Below are 18,417 nucleotides of genomic sequence, written 5' to 3'. Positions count from 1 at the left end.
ATAAAACCATTTTATGCCAGGAACATCATTTCCGAGAAGTCATATAGTCGATGAATCGGGACAAATAATTAATCAATTTGGAGGGGGTGGAAGCGGTGGAGATGCTTCTGCTACTAATCAGCAAGCCGAGATTACAAGATTAGGCGAGATACGCGATCGTCTTGGTGATACTCCCGTCACCGGCGCAAGTATGCCAAGCGGTGGCGTGGGCTTGTTTGGCTTCCTATCAGCAATTTATCTATTCCTTACTCAAAGGATACCTGCTTTGATTAGCGGCAGGATTCCGGTTGATGTGCAATCATCAATTGTCACGGCGATCGCCCCTACATTTAGCCACGTCCAAATTATTGCTGCCAATACTGAATATTCTTTTACCTTCACTTCAGTAAAAAAATACGCATTTAAAGTGCTATCTGGTGGAGGAAGTTTGCGTTTTTCCAATGTGATAAACAAAGTCGCAAGTCCAACTTTGCCTTATTACACCTTGGATTCTAATGTTGAAGAGATGCAGGATTTTGGAAGTGCAACTTTTACTGGCACATTGTATTTTGCTAGTTCCACTGCCGGAACAATCGTACTAATTCAGTACTGGACTTAATATGCAAAGGAACCTGATATGGACGCCAAGCCATCCGGGCTATGTATCTGGGAGATATTATCAAAATACTCCCCTTATTTACACAGACAGCAGCTCCACTGGTGTACTTACTGTAAACAGTCTTACTTATACTCCATTCAGAATTGACAAAAACGTCATTTTCGATCGCTTCGCTATTTCCTGCGCTGGTACTGTTGCCAATGGTGCAGCGAGATTTGGCATCTATACTAATAAAAACGGTGTGCCTGGAAATTTATTGGTAGACACGGGAGAAATAATTGCAGCAACTTCAGGCATTAAAGAAGCAATCATTTCTTTTAGCGCTTCACTCCTTGACTGGTATTGGTACGCTGGCGCAACGCCAGTTCCACCAAATCTTTACAATGGAATAACTTTTTTAGGAAACAATTATTTACTGGGACAGGCAACTCCTACAAGTACAAGCGCCACTGCATCAATAAGGCAATCAGGATTTACCTATGGAGCAATGCCTAGTGTTGCGCCAATAGATAATCTTTCATTCATCACAGGGAATCTTGCCCCATTATTTTGGCTCAGAGCTGGTTAACTATGAATATTGAAACTTACGAAAACGGTGTTTTAATTGAAGTGCAAGAAATTGATAATTTCCCAATTCTTCCAAATTGGACTGGAGCTAAAATTGGATTTTTATCTGATGCTGGTTATCAAAGAATTACTTCACAAACTACCCAAATACTCGCAGTCACCCGATTGGAATCTGCGGTGCTTGATTATGCTAGCGGGATGCATCCGACTTATAATTTATTCAAATCTTTTTGGGACGGAGTTATTGCGGGATTAGCGATTGCTCCAACATCTGGTGAAGTAAATGCATGGAAAGCGATCGCCACAAATACTTATATGCAATTCACCTTTGCTGAAAATGGCACGATGATTCTATTGGAAGAGTAAAATGCAAAGATCTGCAAGCACTACGTTGGCGGGAAAAGCGTACTCTTGTTCTTTGACGCCAAATTCCTCGCCAAACCCTGGTGATTACTGGGATGAACCTGACGCCAATGGTAGAATTTCTCAATGGGAATGGAGTGGTAATAGCTGGATAAGCAGAGAAAAATTTCGCACTACAGTAGATTTATATACAGGGCAAACAATATCTCTTTTAGGCACTATTATTGGCTTATTAAATAATAATAGCAGTGATGTTTCTTTTTCTACTGGAAACACAAACCATTTATATTTAACAAAATTAAACATAGGATTCAGCACAACAGGGAATTTATCTTCCAGCAATTACTGGAGATTGAATTTTAAATCCAGTGGATCTGTAGTGCAAATGCTAAATGTGCAATCAGGTAACAATGGAGAAACCACCGGAGATATACGTAAAAGTGGAGCAGAAATAAATCAGATTTACGCTCATAATGGTAGATACCAATTAAATTTAATTCAAATTGGGACGCCACCAAATATCAGTAATCCCGTGGCAATGGTTGAATACAGATTAGCTAAACCATGAACAAATATAAAACTGATTTACCCCACCCATTTCCCCAGAGGATATTATCTCTACCAGTACAAAATGGGTTTCCTGTGCCTTGGTTTGTTGCTGAAGTTAACGGGAAATATGATTTTAGGATTATGGATGGGGCAAAGTTAAAGAGGGCTGTCAATTTGAAGCGATGCTGGATTTGTGGAGAAAGATTAGGAAGTCATTTAGCCTTCCCAATTGGGCCAATGTGTGCAATCAACAGAACAATTTCAGAACCTCCTTCACATACTGAATGTGCTGAGTGGTCAATCAAAGCTTGCCCTTTTTTAGCTCAGAAGCAAGAAGTCAGGAGAGAAACGCATTTGCCCGATAATATAAAAGAGCCTGGTGGAATTGCGATCGCAAGGCAGCCAGGAGTAACTTGTCTTTGGATAACTAAATCCTACAAAGTTATTAATGCAGGAAATGGAGTAGTTTTTAAAATTGGAAATCCATTGAAAGTGGAGTGGTTTAGGGAAGGGAGGCAGGCGACCAGGGAAGAAGTATTGGAATCCATAGATAGTGGATATCCAATACTTATGGATATGGCCATTAAAGAAGGGAAGCAGTCTGTAAATAGATTAGAAACTATGCGACTTGAAGCCTTGAAGTTACTACCTGAAGAGAAGGCAGAAGGCAGAGGGCAGAAGTAACATGATTGTTATCAAGGAAGGCAGAAGTACGAAGGCAGAAGGCAGAAGGGACGATTAAGAAGGGGATTCAGACCCTTCCTTAATTGGGGCCACATCCAGTTCGTTTCAGTGGGGGACTTAAGCCCTTACTCCTTCTGCCTTCTGCCCTCTGCCTTCGTACTTCTGCCTTTCTTGTTCGCAGTGGACAAATAGCAGCTTTGCAAAGCTAGGTGGAACAGAGTAACCAATAATTGAACCAGCGGTGGCAACTTCAGCAGGGAATTCATACCAACTGGGAAATCCTTGTAAAATTGCTGCTGCTTGTATTGTTAGGGACTTCACCATACCATTAGGTAACCAGATATCGGCAAACTTTGTACGGTTGTGCCCTTTGTCATCGGTGAATTGCGATCGCACTATGGTATTACAAGGTAAATGTCCTGGTTTATATTTTGGTTTTTTGTCGCGGATGCCGGTGCGTTGGATGAGTAGGGGTTGGGGTGGGTTGGAAAGCAAAAACTCATCGACTACTTTTTGTTGAGAAGTTAATAGTTTGGAATCGGGCATGGTGGGGATGAGGTAAGCAACTGCTTCATACCACCCCATCCTCTTATTTGATGGTGGGGGTAGGAGGATATTGAAGCCTAACCCAGCAGTTAAGATAACTCGTTTGCGCGATTGAGGTAGTCCGTAGTCTGCAAAGTCGATAATTTCGTAAGTGACTGAATACCCGCTTTCATTTAAGGCATTAACAACAGTTTCAAAGCTTTGACTTTCAATATAGCCAGGAACATTTTCCAAAGTAAATACTGCGGGAAGTAGTTTTGTAATGGCTTTCCCTACCGCTTGTGCTGCCGATATGTCTTCTTGGCTTTCACCTCTATGCCCAGCTTTTGCTGTGTAAGATTTGCTGAATCTGGAACAAACTAAAGAAGCGTGGAAGTAGTCTGGATGCAAAGGGAGTCCGATAAAGTTAGATGCAGCAACTTGTTGAACGGTTTGGCGAACAACTTTACAACCATATTGTCGAAAGTTGAGTTGGTGGCAGTCAGCGATCGCACTACTAAGCTTCGGTTTAGTTGGATCGCACTCCACTGCAACCACTGGGCGAATTCCAGCTTCAACCATACCGGACTCAATGCCGCCGCCTCCAGCGAACAAGACAACAGCAATGGGAGTGGTCGTTGATAATGGGTTAGGAGTAAGGAGTAATGGGTTAGGAGTTTTGATTTGTTCTTTAGCTTGAAGGACAAAGCTAACAATCTCTTCTCGCTTTGCTCCTTGCTCTTGCATTGTGCGAATTTGGGCGATCGCACTATGGGGAATAGACCCAATACTTTTACCCTTCCATTTCCCTGCTTGCTTTTCCTTCCAGTTAAATCCCCATCTCCAGTGTTGGGGGTTATTGGGGTCGCGCTCTCCAACAACTTTGGGGTATTCGATGGTGGAACCGTCTTTTAGCTTTTTGGATTCTAGATATTGATAAAGGCATCCTGCTTGTTGGCTATTTTGAGCAGTTTCTTTCTCTAAGAATATATTTGGTGCAACAATTGGGGTTTTAGCCTGGGGTAGTTTGTAGACATACAGTATTTTTTCTGTGGTTTCGGTTTTTGTTTTAGTATGGCGTCCCCGATTATTAGTGGTTACATCCCACTGGATGAAGTTTGAGGCTTTATATATGGTTCCTTGATGCCCTACTCCCGTATCTGCATAAGAGAAGATTAATTCAATGTGGTGGGGTTGTTCTGGGAATTTTGGGGGGTGATGCTCTAACCAATCGGCGTTTACTCGCTTGAGCATTTTAGCGATCGCACAACTCGCTATACAATTGGCGTGTCCGTTAGTTTGAGCAACTTGCACTTTCGGGTCTAACCAAAGTCTAGCTATTTGTAAGACTTGCCATTTAGAGGGTAACCCGTCATAACCAAATAAGTCCTTTTTCTTGGTAAAGTGTGGCGTACTCATAATTATCGTCCCGACCGTTTCGCTATCAAGCTTGATGGCATAGGCAAAAGGTAAAGATAGGGGATGAATGGGACGATGTAAATAATGGTTTTTAGTTGCAAGGTCTTGGGCCCACTTGATATCGCAACGTTCAATAGTGACGCGATCGCGTAGTTTAGGGGACTCTAAACTTTTCTCTAAGAATTTATTGGGCATGATAAATAAACGTGGTGCTTCTGTATATCCTGGTGGTGCTTGGTACTGGGGAGAGTCGCGCAGGGTTGCCAATTCTGATTTGACCCAAGCTAAGTTATGCCGCCAATAGGGGAATGTTGCACCAGCAGATTGCCATCCGTCCTTCCATAAGGCATTGCCAATGGGGGAACGTCCATCGGTGCTGAGTGAAATATAGTGGCGATCGCACAACCAAAGCAAAGGTGGTAGTGGGGGTAAAGGGTGGTACTTTTTAGGTTTGTACCAAGTACATCCAAAGATGTGGATTTTGGTGATGCCAGAGGAAGCAACAAGGGGGATTACTAAATTGATGGTTTCCCAAAAGGTTTGTAGATAACTAGGTTGCCGTCCCAAGATACACCATCCGCCCAGACCCAGAACATCCCCTTTTTGACAGTAGGATAGGACTTGTTCAACACATCTGAGATATTGCTGGGCATCAACACCTTGACAGGATTGAACTAGGGTGTAGTTTTGCAGTCTTGACCTTTGAGAATTGAGGTAAGCAGCAGCTTCTACAGTTTGGGCAACCGCTAATTCTCCTTCTTCTACACTCCAACGCTGTTTTATCCGGTTTCCTTGGTGGTGTTTTTCGTCAATTAGGCGGTCGTAAGACACAAGTAGGGTTTCTTTGAATTCCGGAAGTTGAGCAAGAGTATCCAGTTGTCTTTGTAAAGATACTTCAGGAGTTACTCTGGCATCGGCAACAACTTCTGGGAAAGCTCCAGAGTCATATAAATTCCTGCACTCTTTGAAATTAAGATGTTTGCAATCGGGACGCTTGACTATGATTTTACGACTTCCATCGCCAGCCTTTTTAGAACGAACTGGACACAATTGAATTGACCCAGCAATATTATTGACTTCAGAATGCCCTTGATAACCATAAGTATTACTTTGGGCATTGACAAAACAATGTAAGTCTGGAATTAGGCAAGAAGATTTAATTCCATAGGACTCTAAAATAAATTCGTGAAGGTGGGTTTTGAAGTGTTGAGGACGGATAAAGTTCTGGCATAAAGCCTCTACCAGAAAATGAGCATCTAAAGTCCATTGGCTATATCCGCTATTTAATTGAACTAGTAAATCATACATATTCCCCCAATTCAAGCGCAATTGCACTCCAATCAATTAAAGGTAGTGCGGTTTTAATAGAAGCTTTTACAAAATCTGATGATTGCTTTTCAATGTAAATTTGTAGGCTTTGTAAATCAGAAGATGGAGTTTGCTGATTGGGAATGCAAAAGTGGTAGTCAATCAACCATTTAATAGACGCGATTTCATCTTGCGATCGCAGTTTATTGTATTGTTCCCACCGCTTTTTAGCATCAGCAACACACCCAACGACTTCTGTTTTTTGCTTTCTCCAGTAGTTCCATTCATGCAAGGTGTGTTGGGCAATCTGAATGAAGTATTGTTGTAAGTAATTTTCATCCATGCTTTCTTTTACCGTTTGAAATGCTAGTGAAGAAGGCAGAGAGCAGAGGGCAGAGGGCAGAAGGTTTGCAATCAGTGTAGGCTTCTCTACGAGACGCTACGCGAACGGTCGTGGCAGAGGGCAGGAATCAGAATTTCCTTCTGCCCTCTGCCTCCTGCCCTCTGCCTTTCTTGCTAAATAAATCCTTCATTTGTGCTTTGATTTCTTCCGGCATCGGCACAAAATCTTGCTGTGTTGGTTCTTGTGATGGTGATGCCATAGGCAAAGAACGCGAATCTTTGTCTGAGCATTGACAATAAACCACGATGAAATTTTTCTCCATCTTCTCGCGCACTCTTTCTTCGGCCGCGCCAATTGCGTGTAATCCACCAATTGCACTTAAAGCTACTTTGCCCCTAACCGACAAATAAGCGATCGCATCTTTTCTACCTGATGCTGCTGATAAGACATCTTGCCATTCCCTGATTGCTTGCACCTCTTTTCCTCCGTTGACGAAAGCAACAAGCTCTTTAGGGGTCGGCATAAAGCTGGGATGAGGTCTGCATTGGATAATGGCTTCCTTAACAGCTTGGCCCAGCTCAGCATCGTTCAAATTGTCGCCGAGATATTCCTGCCAGATGGCTAATGCGGCTTCCGGCTCAATTTTCTTGCTGAAGTAAGTTTGCAGTATTGCGATCGCTTTTTCAAATTTTTCTTGGGTAATCATAGTTCAAATTTTTTGCTCGTGGCGCGCCTAATCCTTTGTAGTTCCGAATCTTCGCTGAATTGCTGTAAAATCTGCTTGCCGTTGATACCACTGGACGACATCTCAGACATGTGGACATAGTCCATAAGCTGGCTATAGGCTTCAAGTGCCGTTACGCAGTTTGAATTTCTAATATTCCTCTCTAGAGTTTTCAGCCGATCTTTGATTTTTTTTAAATTTGTGGTTCCATCCTCAAGCGAATACCACTCAGGATTTGCCGCGAAAACGGCTTTGCAGACCTCTGAACTGAATTCTGTGGCATTTATCCTCCAAGGAGCAATTGAGGGGTTGTAGGACAAATTTTGAGCTTGCCTCAAAATTTCGTATTCTTCTTCGCTAAGCGATCGCCTGACTATTGCTGTCCCGTTTTCCACAGCACCCAAATTTTCACCTTGGGAGGTAGGAGGGTCTTCTTCTTTGTTTGTATTCTTTGTATTTTCTTTGTATATGAATGTAGATGACCTTTGGGCAGTTACGTAACTGCCCAAAGGTAAGTTACAGGGTTCCCAAAGGTCATCTACAGTAGATTCCCTTTGGGCAGTTACGGTAGATTCCCTTTGGGCAGTTACGGTAGATTCCCTTTGGGCAGTTACAGTAGATTCCTTGCTGGTCGGACGTTTGCTAGCTTTTGGCGCGTCTATTTTGATTAACTGCTCAATCAAATCATCGACTTTATCATGGTTGCGGAAGTACCAAGTCAGTCCTTTTTGCTTGTCGTGATAGCTACAGTAATATTTTTCTTCCCCTTGCTCGTTGATAAAAGGGTTGTCGGCTTGAAGATAAGCAGTTTTGGAAGTATGCCTAACTCCCAGTTGATCGAAGGCTGCCCTAAATTCTTTTTCACTAAAAGCTAATTCTTCGACCCAGCTATCACCTTCTCGATAATCTGGATGCCCTGGCGTAGGGGCAAGAAATTTATATATTCCATCAGGATAATCAGCAAAATGAAAATCCAATTGCTGGATTAAAATAGTTGCGGCAATACTGCCGACGTGTTTTCGCAGGGATTTTCTATAAGGAATACCTTCTCTTATATCTGCTAAATATTTATATTTCATGCCCATGACTCCACCTCTTGTAAATTTGAGTAAAAGCCATGAATATTCAATTGATTAATGCTACAATAAGTCATACAAAGCTTATTCCATGTCGATAAATTATGGTTACCACTACCGCATTTGTTGTTTCAAATGCGGTAGTTTCATGTCAAATGTGATTCGTCCAGTAAGAGCGATCGCCAATAATCGCATATAGATGCGATATACGAATATTGCTAGTCCTTTCATAGAAAATACATCGTGTTCCAATCTGAATTCGGTTATCTGGAAGTAAAATCATTCCAACCCCTCAAAACACGGGCAAAGTCTTGAGAAGATAGCCAAAAATAAAGCAAGGAAGGTTCCATTAGCCATTATCCTTTTGACCTTCTAAATAACCATCTATCGTCATTTGTTGGGCTTCCCTTACACCATTTATGTAGTCCTCCAATTCAGCAATTAAGTTGTTGACTTTATCTAAGAATTCACCCTTGGGGTAAAGTTCTTCAGTGCCAGCAATTGCTATTGCTTCTTCTGACACAACTCTAAGCGTAATCGACAGCATTGTGCCCTGTTCTTGTTCTTTGAAGCGAATAGAAGTAATTCGCCCTGGCTCCCAAATCTTCCTATCTAATCCGCAAATAGTATAGAGGTTGGGCTTTAGTTTTTCAAAAGCTTCTATAAACTGTTTTGTGGGGCGTTCTTTACAAAACAGTTTCACATTTTTACGTTCCGTGTCTTGCGATGGTAGTTCGTAATCGATTTGAATTTCCCAATCGCCTTTGATAACAATTTTGTTGATTGATACTTGATATTTAGGCTTTCTTAGAGTATTGATTTGAAGTAATTGCATGTTGCTGATTCCAGTTAATAATTGAACAGTGTTAAATTAAGCGCAACTCGTTTTTAAAATATCTCCTGGGACGCTTTTCTTTGTCGTGGTTCCAAAGCACCATAACTTCATCAGATGAAATCTCCTCTACCACCACTCCCTCTTTAACGTAGAGTTCGCTGTAGATATCGCTAGACGCAACTTTTTTGTTCAATTCAACAAGAAAGGCAGAGGGCAGGAGGCAGGAGGCAGAAGGAATACTATCTTCTGATTCAGTGGCATTTATTTGGTGGGGGTCTGTCTTACAAAGTTCAGAGCGGAGGAAGCCTCCGATCTGACTTTGCGCTGAATCCCTCTCCAAATTCCTACCTTCTGCCCTCTGCCCGGTCAGTGAGCTTGTCGAACTGCTGCCCTCTGCCTTCTTTTCAATGGAAGGAAATTGAGTTTCGTGATTGCGTTTGATTGTTCTGATGAAATCTTTTTCAGAATTAGTTAATTTTGGCCAGTACAGTTCTTTTACTTCTTGGTACTTCTGGGCCACTGTCCAAAATTTTTCCCAAGAGCATTTTGTTGATAAGATTGCGCGGATATCTTCAATCGCTTTCTCGGCCATTATCCTTTGAGCGATCGCAGTTTTGTTCGCTTCACATCCCAAGAGAATTGCTGCTGCTTCCAAGGCCTGGGTGTTATTGATGGCTTGGGCTAAGTTGCCCAAAGCCAATCCCATCAATTGCAGACACAACACGGCGTCTTTGGGAGGTTCAACGGCTAGCTGTCTTAAATCAATGGTGTTTTTTAAAGCTTGTTTCACCTGTTGATTCAAAACTTTAGCTGCTGCTTCTGGAATTGGATTTGACCATTCCATAGGTTTTTCGGCAACAAGCTTTTCTAGCTCTGCGTTCCGTTGTTGGAGGTGTTGGTTTTCCTCCTCTAAAAGCTTCAGTGCTTCTAATTGTTGTATTTCTTGTTGCAGTTTGACGTTTTCCGCCTTCATCTGCTGCACAAGGTTCCTGGAGGCTTGCAGCTGTTCTCGCACTTGACGAACGGCCAACTCCTCAATTTCTACTTTCCGCCCAATCAAGGCTTCTTCTATGCACTTAGCGAGTTCTTCTTCGGTGTAGGTTCTGGCGGGTTGCGGATACGGAACACTGCTACTATCTAAGTCCGCGATCGCAACCAACTCACTAGGACAATCTGCAAAAGCAACGAACACATGTGTCATATTTGCTTGACCAGTAATTGTGCCTTCCTGCCCATATCGAATGTGGGATTGTGATGAAACTCTGACTTTCGCTACGTAAGAATCAGGGTTTTGGGCTGCATCTGGGGAGTTAGTCCCCAGATGAAGGCTAGAATCCTCATTCTCTCGTTCCACGTAAGAATCAGGGTTTTGGGCTGCATCTGGGGAGTTAGTCCCCAGATGAAGGCTAGAATCCTCATTCTCTCGTTGTTTATGCCTTTGTTGCTCGATAGTTTTACCACCCCTATTACATCTGCGGCGGTCGATGGGGATGACCTTGCCCTCTGATTCCAATTTTTTTCTGACGCCGCCAACTACTTTGTGGTCGCATCCAATTATCCTGCCTATTTCTCTGTCGCTCCACTCAACAAAGGAAGCGGACTTCAACAAGAATTCCACAGAAGCTCGCTTGCTGGGGATTTTGTGCGCTTCAATAACATCCAGTGCAAGCGATCGCACATTTGTAGCGGTAGGGGAAGTTAATAGCATCCCCAATCGAATAGCTGCCCTTGGTGTCCATCCACTGGTGATTTCTTCATCAAATTCTTCCCAGTGGGTTTGGAGCAATTCTGAAATAGCGTCTGGGGAAACCCCATAATATTCGGCTACTTTTTCGGTAGCGATCGCACCCTTGGGGTTATGCCAAATGGCAGAAAACAAACATTCTGCTTTGGTGAGAATTGAATAGGATGCGTTTTCATCTAAAGTTTCTGGTAATGTATTCATATCGTCATCTCTGATGAATTGAGAAAAGCAAGTAAAGGAAGCTTGTTTTTATCCTCACAATTTGGCGAAATCCATAACGATTCAGTGGCAGTACGCTTGTTGCCGTTGATTAATGTCGTCCATTGGATTAATCGCCAATCTTTATAAAGTTCTTGGTACAATTCGCAGTCGTACCCAGACAGAACTACCATTGCCTTGGCCGAATGTAGAGACTCGGCCAATTTTTTATGTTCTGCATCAGACATCTCGTAAAGATAATTGCCCGATTCAGTTCTTGTTGAATGGACATATGGGGGGTCGCAATAAATCAGGCAATTTGGATTACGCCCATAGCGCTCTATAACCGCTATTGCCGAATCGTTTTCAATTTGCACCTGCTTGAAACGTGCTGCCAATTCCCACAGATGATTTACTCTGTTAAAATTGGCGACTACATTATTGAAGCCCTGGTGCTTCTGGTATTGGAACCTCCACCCAGAATTTTTGTAAGCAATGGCATCGGCAGAATAGGATTGCCAACTGCGGACATATAAACGCCTTGCTGCTTCTACTGGGTCGTCTGCAATCTCGAAAGACCTCTTCCATTCGTCGCGGCTGTAGGGAGTAAGCTCAATTGCGCGAATTAATTCATCTTGGCGATCGCGCAAAACTCGGAAAAAATTGGTTACGTCTTTGCTGAGGTCGTTATAAACCTCAAAATCTGAGGGGGTTTTTTGTAGCAGCACAGAGGCCCCGCCTCCAAAAACCTCGCAATATATTTCGTGTGGGGGGAGATGGGAAATTATTCTGGCAGCGTCCCGATGCTTGCCCCCGAAATACCGCAACGCGGGGATGCTGTTATTCATGGCCTTTCCCCAGTTGCAGTTTTGGGGCACAGCCGGCTATATTCATAAGTAATGCTCCTAGTTAGGTTTGATTTGATAGGAGTACCCCATTCCCCAAAACTGTCGCAAGCAGTGTTTGGGGATTTTAATTTTGGGGTTGTATTATTGTTGTTGTTCGTCCAGTTCTCTGGCGAACTGGAGAACTTGGTCTTTAATTTTTTTCGGTATCCTGATGCATGTGGTTTCTCCAAGATTCCAAGTAGGTTTCCTTGGAATAAGTCCTCTATACTTCGGAGTGTTGCATTTAGTTGCCATAAAAAATAATCTATTCTGCTACAAACACAGTATACACTCATGTTTCGTGAGCTTGCAATATTTTTCATAGCGAATTTGTAATCTGTGGAGAATTGTGTAAGCGCACAGTTCGAGTACTCTTGCCAAATGGACGTTTATTTTGGTACATATAAGTTCCCATATAAAGTCAAAGCAAACTCAGCCCTAAATCTGTTTAGGGCCATGCTGCTTTTTTATCATCAGTACATACATGATGATACATCAGCATGTTGCTAATAACACTGTTTATTTTTTATATGCAATATTTGTACAAAATTGGGTAATTAAGACGTGGAAAAGCAAAAATTAGCTGATATAGTCCAGGAAATTCGCATCCAAAGAAAATACTCTCAAGAGGATCTTGGTATGCGTTTAGGCGTATCTCAAACTACAATACGCAACTGGGAGCAGGCTAGGACTTGGCCTACTATAGATAACTTGATTGCGATCGCCGAGGCTTGGGGGCAAGGTGATGTCCTGCAACTTTTAGCAGTGGTCAAAGGGGAGGAACAACAACATCATCATCCAAAACCAAAAGTTGCTGAAGACATGCTTAGCAGTATCAGATCTCTCGATAAGACAGAGCAGGTAAAACTGCTACATTTGATTGTTGATATTGTTGCTGGATAGCGGTTGCTGCATCTTCGAGCAGTCGAACAGCTGCGCTCAAATCTCGCTTTCTAGCATATTTTGTCAGCACAATAACAACTTCATCAATCGTGTAGCCGTTGGCTTCTACAATGCAAAGAACATCAACAAAGACTGGCGTCAGTGCTTCAATGCGATTTTCTTGCAATTGTTCTTGAATCTCAGCTAATTGCAGTAAATTGTGGTTTTTTTGCTGTTGGATTTGAACAACATTAACGGCTTCTTCCAAAAGCCTCACCGCCGCACTTAATTTGCGCTCCTTGACGTAGTTGCTTAGTACAATTAACACTTCATCTATTCTGTATCCGTTCAAATCACAGCTACAGAGAACATCTGCAATAACTGGCGTCAGCGCTTTAATCCTGCTCTCTTGAAGTCTTTCGTGTAACTCGTTCATGTTTGTGCTGCTGAATGTGGGAATTTGGCTAAAAATATTACGGCGGTAAAAAAATTAACTTTTTGATAATTTATCAAATTCTTCCTGGAATCCTAAATTAACTTGAAGGACTTCTTGCATCCTCAATAAAGTTTCTTCTGGTATCACGCCCTGCTCTTTTTCGATAACGTGCCAGTGCCCTTCGGACAGTCCAGCTTCTTTTGCAATTTGCTTAAGTGTCCTTTTATCAAGCTTCCTTGCTGTTCTTATCCTGTCCCCCAATCCTTCAATATCAATGTAAGTTGTCCGAGCAATCCGCATAGAATCTCCTATCAAGCTGAATGCTGCATATATTTCTGGCTTTCAGCAAATAATATCATATATAAAATGACGAATATCACCTACAATATGATATTGTGATTAGTAGAGTTCTAATAAATCATTCATACATAACTAATATATGCCTATTTCTGGTTTGACAAACCGTTATGATGATGCAAATTTCAATCCTTTAGGCAGGATAGAAGTGTCTGCATTCAAAGGCAGTCGTAAGGTCAAAAATCGAACTGATGGGGGAAAAGAATACGAGGGCTACGGGAAAGACTTAGGTAGTAATATCCGCCTAGTTACCACCAATAGAGAAGCCTCTACCATTTTTTCCAAAAGTTATGGAAATCCCGATAGCAATGGAGATTTTTTGACTCAAGCCCTAAATATATATCTGCCGTTCGACGAGGTGGATAGAACTTTTGCAACTTCAATGTCTAGCTATAAAGGCTCAGGTCTGCAATTGGTGTGCGATCGCACCAATATCCTTAAAAAATCTGTGATGCTCCAGGACAAAAAAGGGCAGTATCACCAACTTGTAGATTGTCACGATACGCCTTGTCCCATGCAGGGGCAATCGTTATCTATGCAGTGCCAACATGGATGCAAAGCTGAGGGGAAGCTGCATTTTTATGTCCGGGAATTGCTAGATAACGACTTGATGATTCCTGGGCAAATGACCCTCCATTCCCTGGAGGATATTAGTTATCTGGATATCAAATTAAGAGAGTTCAAAGAGATGCTAGGAAGCATTACCAATGCTCCCTTTCCTTGTTCCCAGTACAAACACAAAGTTCCATTCATTCTCAGTAGGACTGAGATTAAGACTAAAATTCCGATTTTTGAAAATGGACTGCGGACTGGGAAGAAGGCAGACAAAAAAATTTGGGCAATTTCAATTCAAATTGACCCCAACTATATGGCCCTGCGTAGGGCTTGGATTGAATTTAACGAGTATCAAGCCCGACAGCTTCCAGTATCTCAGTCTGTGGTGAAGGGTCTGCTGCGGGGAGATGCAAGGGCTATTGATTATATAGATGTCGATGTTCAGGTGGTTGAGCCGATAAAGATGCTTGAACCTGCTTCAGAATGGCATAAGTGGAAAACTCCTCACGATGCGATCGCCTGGGCCAAGAAAAAACTACCACACGCAACAGACGATCAACTGTGGCAAGAATTCAATAAATTGGCCCCAGTGAACGGTAAAAAAGCTCCTGCCTGGTACGCCTTAATTCAATCAATCCTTGGTGAGGAAAATTATGCAGACTAACCAAATTTCCTTGGAAACTGAAATTGCTTTGATAGCAATTGCTGTCGATTGCCAAATTATTTGTCCGCGTTGACAGATTAATGTCCGTGTGCCAAATTATTGTCCGCGTTGACAAATTGTATGTCATTACAACACCCTGCCATACATACAGTATGGCAGAACTCTTCTTTTGTTATAGGGTAATTAATCAGTTTCAATATTAGAGCTAAAATCAAGCTCTTCAAACAAAGAATCTGTTGCTCTATCCTTTCAACCCACCTAAAAAGTGTTTGCTATGAACAAGGTAAAGATATTCCACGCCCCTACCCAGATGGCGATAAATTTGAAACCATTGCTAAGCAGATATACCCAATTTTAATCAAAGAATGAAAAGAAGATTTTACGGATTTGAATCGAGTGAAGTTGTTTTAGGGCATATTGCTGAAATTAAAACTTTACAGGATTTGTACCAGTTATCGGACGATATTTATTTATCTGGGACGAATTTAGTCAGGTTTTACCAAGGTATTCCTGGTATTTGGGAAATCCAAGATCTAACTGAACTAGGCTTTGCAAAAAGACACTTATTTTTTACCAAACAAGCTTGGGAAGAAATAGGTGAACTAAGTGATGGAGAAAAAACTTTAGTTGCAACTATTACTATTTTATGAAAGAGCGTCCTTTACTATTTAATGGTGATATGGTCTGTGCAATTTTACAAGGTTCCAAATCGGAAACTCGCAGATTGCGATCGCTTGATTACATCAATAAAGCGCCTGATAACTTCTTCCTTGAAGCATTGATTTTAGAAAAACCAAAAAAGGACTTGGTGACAGTCGCTAAATTCAAGAATTTAACAACAGGAGAATTGGTTGATATTCCTTGTCCTTACGGACAACCAGGGGATTTGCTTTGGGTGCGTGAAACTTGGAGACAAGCGCCATCTGATGATGCTGTGTGTTTCGCTTATAAAGCGGACATGTCCTATAAATGTTCCCCCTCTGTACCAGAACTTGAGAAACTTGTAGCAGTAAATGGTGCGTGGAAACCTTCTATCCATATGCCCAAACAAGCTGCTCGTATTTGGCTTGAAATACTGAATATCCGGGTAGAAAAGCTGTGGGATATTAACCAAATAAGTGCGACTAGAGAAGGAGTTGAAAAAGTTTTCAGGGATGCAAGCTATAACCAACCAGCAAGAGAATTATATAAAGACTATCATTCAGGGGCTTTTGTTTATACACGTCCAAGAACATCTTTTCAGAGTCTTTGGGAATCGGTTAATGGGGCAAATAGTTGGGCTATAGATCCTTGGATTTGGGTTGTGGAGTTTAAGAAATGTGATGATGCAGGGACGTAATGAAAATGGGAAATTTGCACCTAAATCAAACGAATTACGCATAGTCAGAAGTATCCGCGTAACAGATTCTATTTGGGAAATATTAGGTGAATTAGCACAAAATGAGGGATTAACTAGAGCAGATTTATTGGAAGAATTAGGTACAATTATGATAGCTTCAGAGAAACTTTTTTTGTCAGGACGCGTACCTCAAGAACTTTGGGAAGCAGTTGATAATAATGCCAAGTTGACTAGTCGGACGCGTACCCAGGTAATGATTGCTGCAATTACTCAATACCTGAATCTACCAAATTCTACTGATGATTGCCAATCAAAAATTGCAGAACTAGAGCAATTAGAAAACAAGCTTCAAGAAGTAGGAAGTAAAATAGAGAGTCTGATAGAACAAAATGCTCAACTACTTCAAAAATATGAAGATTTAGAAAGCCGCTTATCAATAATTGAATCTGTTAAATCTGATAACTCAAAAAAATCTATGTTCCCAGTTGATGATATTTGGAACAAGCATTACGGGAATGGCAAAAAATGAGCGGTAGTAAACAGTATAGAGAAAGGTGCGATCGCTGCAAGAAGTTCACTAGCAGCCGCTACTCTGAACTTTATACCTTAGAAGGAATTGTTTCCCCAGGATTGGAAGTTAGCTGGGCTATATGCCAAAGATATTTTGATTTGCACCCTGCAACTGAACGCGAGTATTGGGATAAATGGGTAACGAAAAGGAGCGTCCAATGACAAAAATGACAATCAATCAGGCTATTAAAATTTTAGAATTGAAGTCTCCTTTTTCTATGGGAGAACTAAAAACTGCTTATCGAAAACTATGTTTGCTTACACATCCAGATTGCGGAGGTAAATCTGAAGATTTTATAGCAATTGACTCAGCTTATGATTTGCTAAAAACTTGTGCTAATGATTCTAAAGATATCAATGACGAATACTGGGAGAAATATTGGAATAAACGAATTAAAAACCTTGAAAAAGAATTTGCTCAGTCTTGGAAGCAGACTTTTGGAATTGCTAAATCAGAAAAAAATGGAATGTGGTTTTCTACATGTATAGAGCGCTTTGCCCGTGCCTACATGCGTCCTAGAGTTGAATGGTTTCAAAACGTATTGTTTCAAGACGCAACAACGGAAGTCAAGAATTTGTATCGAGAACTACTGCTAGAAATTGCTCCCAATCAACGCTTACGGGAGCAATGGGCAATCAAATATTATCGTTTGGAGTTTGGTTATGAAACTCCATACACGTTTTATTTACCACCATCCAAGGAATCATTGAATGAAAATACTTGAGAGACATCCATTAAACTTTTACGAGTCACCATCTTGGTTCACTACTGAACTACTTCGGTACGTGAAAATTAAAGGAGTAGTGGGAGAACCATGTGTAGGTGGGGGTGCGATCGCATCACTACTAAATGTGTGGCCCCACACCAGAGGTATCTGGACGAATGATATTGACCCCAAAAAACAAGCTGATTACCATCTTGATGTAACGCTATCTAAGTCGTGGGATGAGTTTCCCGACGCCGATTGGATTGTCACCAATCCACCGTATGCCGAATTTGCAGCACCTATTATCAAAAATGCTCATTCGAGAGCAAAAGTAGGCGTTGCAGCATTTTTGTTGACTAGTTTTTTGGAACCCTGCGACGACCGGGCAGAATTCTTAGAGAAAAACCCACCGAACTTAGTTCTTGTATATCCACGGTACTGCTTTCGCAAGGATAAGAGGGGTATTCGGTGGGCAACTGATAACATCACTATTTCATGCTTTGTTTGGGATAAGCAACTGACCACACAGCGCATTATTGTGCGTCCCAAAGGGCAAATCATTGGGTTTTATAAAACTCCTGATTCTGCTATTAGTGAAAAACAGGCAGAAGATATTGTACAAGAAATTGCTTGGTCACATGAAATCAGTGGAGTTTAGTCCACAAAGGAGAATCAAATGAGCGATTACGACCCTGTAGCTAGCAGGAAAAGACAATATAAAAGGGCACTTCTGGAAATGCAAGCAGCTATTCAGCTAGAGATTCAAAGCCTAGAAGAAGACCCTATTTTTGAACCCAGTAATGGAATATCTGGCATTGCGTTTAATTTGATTAAACATCAAGCTATGTTGTCTGGAGTTATTGAAGGAATTGTTAATCACTAGTGAGGATAAAAATGGAAATTAAAGCACTATCATTATGGCAACCTTGGGCAACTTTAATTGGTATGGAAGTGAAGCGATATGAAACACGTTCTTGGGGTACAAATTATCGCGGTCGCTTATTGTTTGTGCTGCTAAGAAAAAGACTTCCGAGCAAAAAAATGCCTGGACTTATATGAAAAACAAGTACTTTCCTAAAGAGCAATC

The 18,417-nt window shown here is 41.6% G+C and carries 24 protein-coding genes; 15 read left to right on the top strand and 9 right to left on the bottom strand.

What is annotated here, in order from left to right; all coding sequences use genetic code 11:
• Window positions 1-13: 13 nt before the first annotated feature.
• From VF06_RS15075 to VF06_RS15055, 5 genes are read left to right on the top strand one after another with little or no spacing between them, the layout of a single operon-like run.
• Window positions 14-598, top strand: coding sequence for a hypothetical protein (locus VF06_RS15075; RefSeq protein ID WP_099066620.1), 585 nt, complete (start codon window positions 14-16; stop codon window positions 596-598).
• A 1-nt stretch (window position 599) separates the two neighbouring features.
• Entirely contained in the window at window positions 600-1,166 is a 567-nt protein-coding gene (locus VF06_RS15070; protein WP_099066619.1) for a hypothetical protein, read from the top strand.
• Window positions 1,167-1,168: 2 nt separating this feature from the next.
• Window positions 1,169-1,531 (top strand): hypothetical protein, encoded by a 363-nt coding sequence (locus VF06_RS15065; protein WP_099066618.1) that lies wholly within the window; start codon window positions 1,169-1,171, stop codon window positions 1,529-1,531.
• A 1-nt stretch (window position 1,532) separates the two neighbouring features.
• Window positions 1,533-2,096, top strand: a complete 564-nt coding sequence (locus tag VF06_RS15060) for a hypothetical protein (RefSeq protein ID WP_099066617.1) — start codon at window positions 1,533-1,535, stop codon at window positions 2,094-2,096.
• Window positions 2,093-2,761: a hypothetical protein gene (locus VF06_RS15055; RefSeq protein ID WP_099066616.1), complete on the top strand. Its 669-nt coding sequence runs from the start codon at window positions 2,093-2,095 to the stop codon at window positions 2,759-2,761. The genes VF06_RS15060 and VF06_RS15055 overlap by 4 nt, the downstream gene beginning before the upstream one ends.
• Before the next feature lie 117 nt (window positions 2,762-2,878).
• On the opposite strand, the gene VF06_RS42655 is transcribed toward VF06_RS15055, so the two are convergent.
• From VF06_RS42655 to VF06_RS15015, 7 genes are all read right to left on the bottom strand, one after another.
• Window positions 2,879-6,013: a DNA cytosine methyltransferase gene (locus VF06_RS42655; protein WP_244918031.1), complete on the bottom strand. Its 3,135-nt coding sequence runs from the start codon at window positions 6,011-6,013 to the stop codon at window positions 2,879-2,881.
• On the bottom strand, window positions 6,006-6,356 hold the full coding sequence (locus tag VF06_RS15040; protein ID WP_099066615.1) for a hypothetical protein: 351 nt from the start codon (window positions 6,354-6,356) through the stop codon (window positions 6,006-6,008). The genes VF06_RS42655 and VF06_RS15040 overlap by 8 nt, the downstream gene beginning before the upstream one ends.
• Before the next feature lie 127 nt (window positions 6,357-6,483).
• A complete protein-coding gene (locus VF06_RS15035; protein ID WP_099066614.1) occupies window positions 6,484-7,062 on the bottom strand; it encodes a hypothetical protein in 579 nt (192 codons plus the stop codon).
• On the bottom strand, window positions 7,059-8,159 hold the full coding sequence (locus VF06_RS15030; protein ID WP_099066613.1) for a hypothetical protein: 1,101 nt from the start codon (window positions 8,157-8,159) through the stop codon (window positions 7,059-7,061). The genes VF06_RS15035 and VF06_RS15030 overlap by 4 nt, the downstream gene beginning before the upstream one ends.
• A gap of 346 nt (window positions 8,160-8,505) precedes the next feature.
• The gene (locus tag VF06_RS15025) at window positions 8,506-8,991 is read right to left on the bottom strand and encodes a hypothetical protein (protein ID WP_099066612.1); all 486 of its coding nucleotides are present in this window, start codon (window positions 8,989-8,991) and stop codon (window positions 8,506-8,508) included.
• 31 nt (window positions 8,992-9,022) lie between these two features.
• Window positions 9,023-10,936 (bottom strand): hypothetical protein, encoded by a 1,914-nt coding sequence (locus tag VF06_RS15020; RefSeq protein ID WP_099066611.1) that lies wholly within the window; start codon window positions 10,934-10,936, stop codon window positions 9,023-9,025.
• Window positions 10,933-11,781 carry a DNA adenine methylase gene (locus VF06_RS15015; protein ID WP_099066610.1) on the bottom strand — a complete coding sequence of 283 codons (849 nt, stop codon included), beginning with the start codon at window positions 11,779-11,781 and terminating at the stop codon, window positions 10,933-10,935. Before VF06_RS15015 ends, VF06_RS15020 begins: the two co-directional genes overlap by 4 nt.
• 603 nt (window positions 11,782-12,384) lie before the next feature.
• Here VF06_RS15015 and VF06_RS15010 point away from each other — a divergent pair.
• Window positions 12,385-12,723, top strand: coding sequence for a helix-turn-helix domain-containing protein (locus VF06_RS15010; protein ID WP_099066609.1), 339 nt, complete (start codon window positions 12,385-12,387; stop codon window positions 12,721-12,723).
• Here the strand turns inward: VF06_RS15010 and VF06_RS15005 are convergent.
• Both VF06_RS15005 and VF06_RS15000 read right to left on the bottom strand, forming a co-directional pair.
• The gene (locus VF06_RS15005) at window positions 12,656-13,138 is read right to left on the bottom strand and encodes a hypothetical protein (RefSeq protein ID WP_099066608.1); all 483 of its coding nucleotides are present in this window, start codon (window positions 13,136-13,138) and stop codon (window positions 12,656-12,658) included. The two genes, VF06_RS15010 and VF06_RS15005, sit on opposite strands and share 68 nt — an antisense overlap.
• A 54-nt stretch (window positions 13,139-13,192) precedes the next feature.
• Window positions 13,193-13,438 (bottom strand): helix-turn-helix domain-containing protein, encoded by a 246-nt coding sequence (locus VF06_RS15000; RefSeq protein WP_099066607.1) that lies wholly within the window; start codon window positions 13,436-13,438, stop codon window positions 13,193-13,195.
• Window positions 13,439-13,577: 139 nt separating this feature from the next.
• Between VF06_RS15000 and VF06_RS14995 the strand changes: the two genes are divergently transcribed.
• The 9 genes from VF06_RS14995 to VF06_RS43670 all read left to right on the top strand — a co-directional run bounded on the left by VF06_RS14995 (window position 13,578) and on the right by VF06_RS43670 (window position 18,389).
• Complete coding sequence (locus tag VF06_RS14995; protein WP_099066606.1) at window positions 13,578-14,714, top strand: hypothetical protein; 1,137 nt, start codon at window positions 13,578-13,580, stop codon at window positions 14,712-14,714.
• Window positions 14,715-15,079: 365 nt separating this feature from the next.
• Window positions 15,080-15,364: a hypothetical protein gene (locus tag VF06_RS14990; protein WP_099066605.1), complete on the top strand. Its 285-nt coding sequence runs from the start codon at window positions 15,080-15,082 to the stop codon at window positions 15,362-15,364.
• Window positions 15,361-16,053 carry a hypothetical protein gene (locus tag VF06_RS14985; RefSeq protein WP_099066604.1) on the top strand — a complete coding sequence of 231 codons (693 nt, stop codon included), beginning with the start codon at window positions 15,361-15,363 and terminating at the stop codon, window positions 16,051-16,053. The genes VF06_RS14990 and VF06_RS14985 overlap by 4 nt, the downstream gene beginning before the upstream one ends.
• A complete protein-coding gene (locus VF06_RS14980; RefSeq protein WP_143861915.1) occupies window positions 16,034-16,582 on the top strand; it encodes a hypothetical protein in 549 nt (182 codons plus the stop codon). The genes VF06_RS14985 and VF06_RS14980 overlap by 20 nt, the downstream gene beginning before the upstream one ends.
• Entirely contained in the window at window positions 16,579-16,785 is a 207-nt protein-coding gene (locus tag VF06_RS39180) for a hypothetical protein (protein ID WP_143861692.1), read from the top strand. Before VF06_RS14980 ends, VF06_RS39180 begins: the two co-directional genes overlap by 4 nt.
• Window positions 16,782-17,348, top strand: a complete 567-nt coding sequence (locus VF06_RS14975; RefSeq protein WP_180267712.1) for a DnaJ domain-containing protein — start codon at window positions 16,782-16,784, stop codon at window positions 17,346-17,348. Before VF06_RS39180 ends, VF06_RS14975 begins: the two co-directional genes overlap by 4 nt.
• Window positions 17,335-17,988, top strand: a complete 654-nt coding sequence (locus VF06_RS14970) for a class I SAM-dependent methyltransferase (RefSeq protein ID WP_244918030.1) — start codon at window positions 17,335-17,337, stop codon at window positions 17,986-17,988. The genes VF06_RS14975 and VF06_RS14970 overlap by 14 nt, the downstream gene beginning before the upstream one ends.
• Before the next feature lie 18 nt (window positions 17,989-18,006).
• Window positions 18,007-18,213, top strand: coding sequence for a hypothetical protein (locus VF06_RS14965; protein ID WP_099066601.1), 207 nt, complete (start codon window positions 18,007-18,009; stop codon window positions 18,211-18,213).
• Window positions 18,214-18,224: 11 nt separating this feature from the next.
• Complete coding sequence (locus VF06_RS43670) at window positions 18,225-18,389, top strand: ASCH domain-containing protein (protein WP_180267711.1); 165 nt, start codon at window positions 18,225-18,227, stop codon at window positions 18,387-18,389.
• Window positions 18,390-18,417: the final 28 nt, after the last annotated feature.

Source organism: Nostoc linckia z4, assembly GCF_002608075.1.
GTDB classification, from domain to species: domain Bacteria; phylum Cyanobacteriota; class Cyanobacteriia; order Cyanobacteriales; family Nostocaceae; genus Nostoc; species Nostoc linckia.
This window is presented reverse-complemented; position numbering and strand designations above follow the sequence as displayed.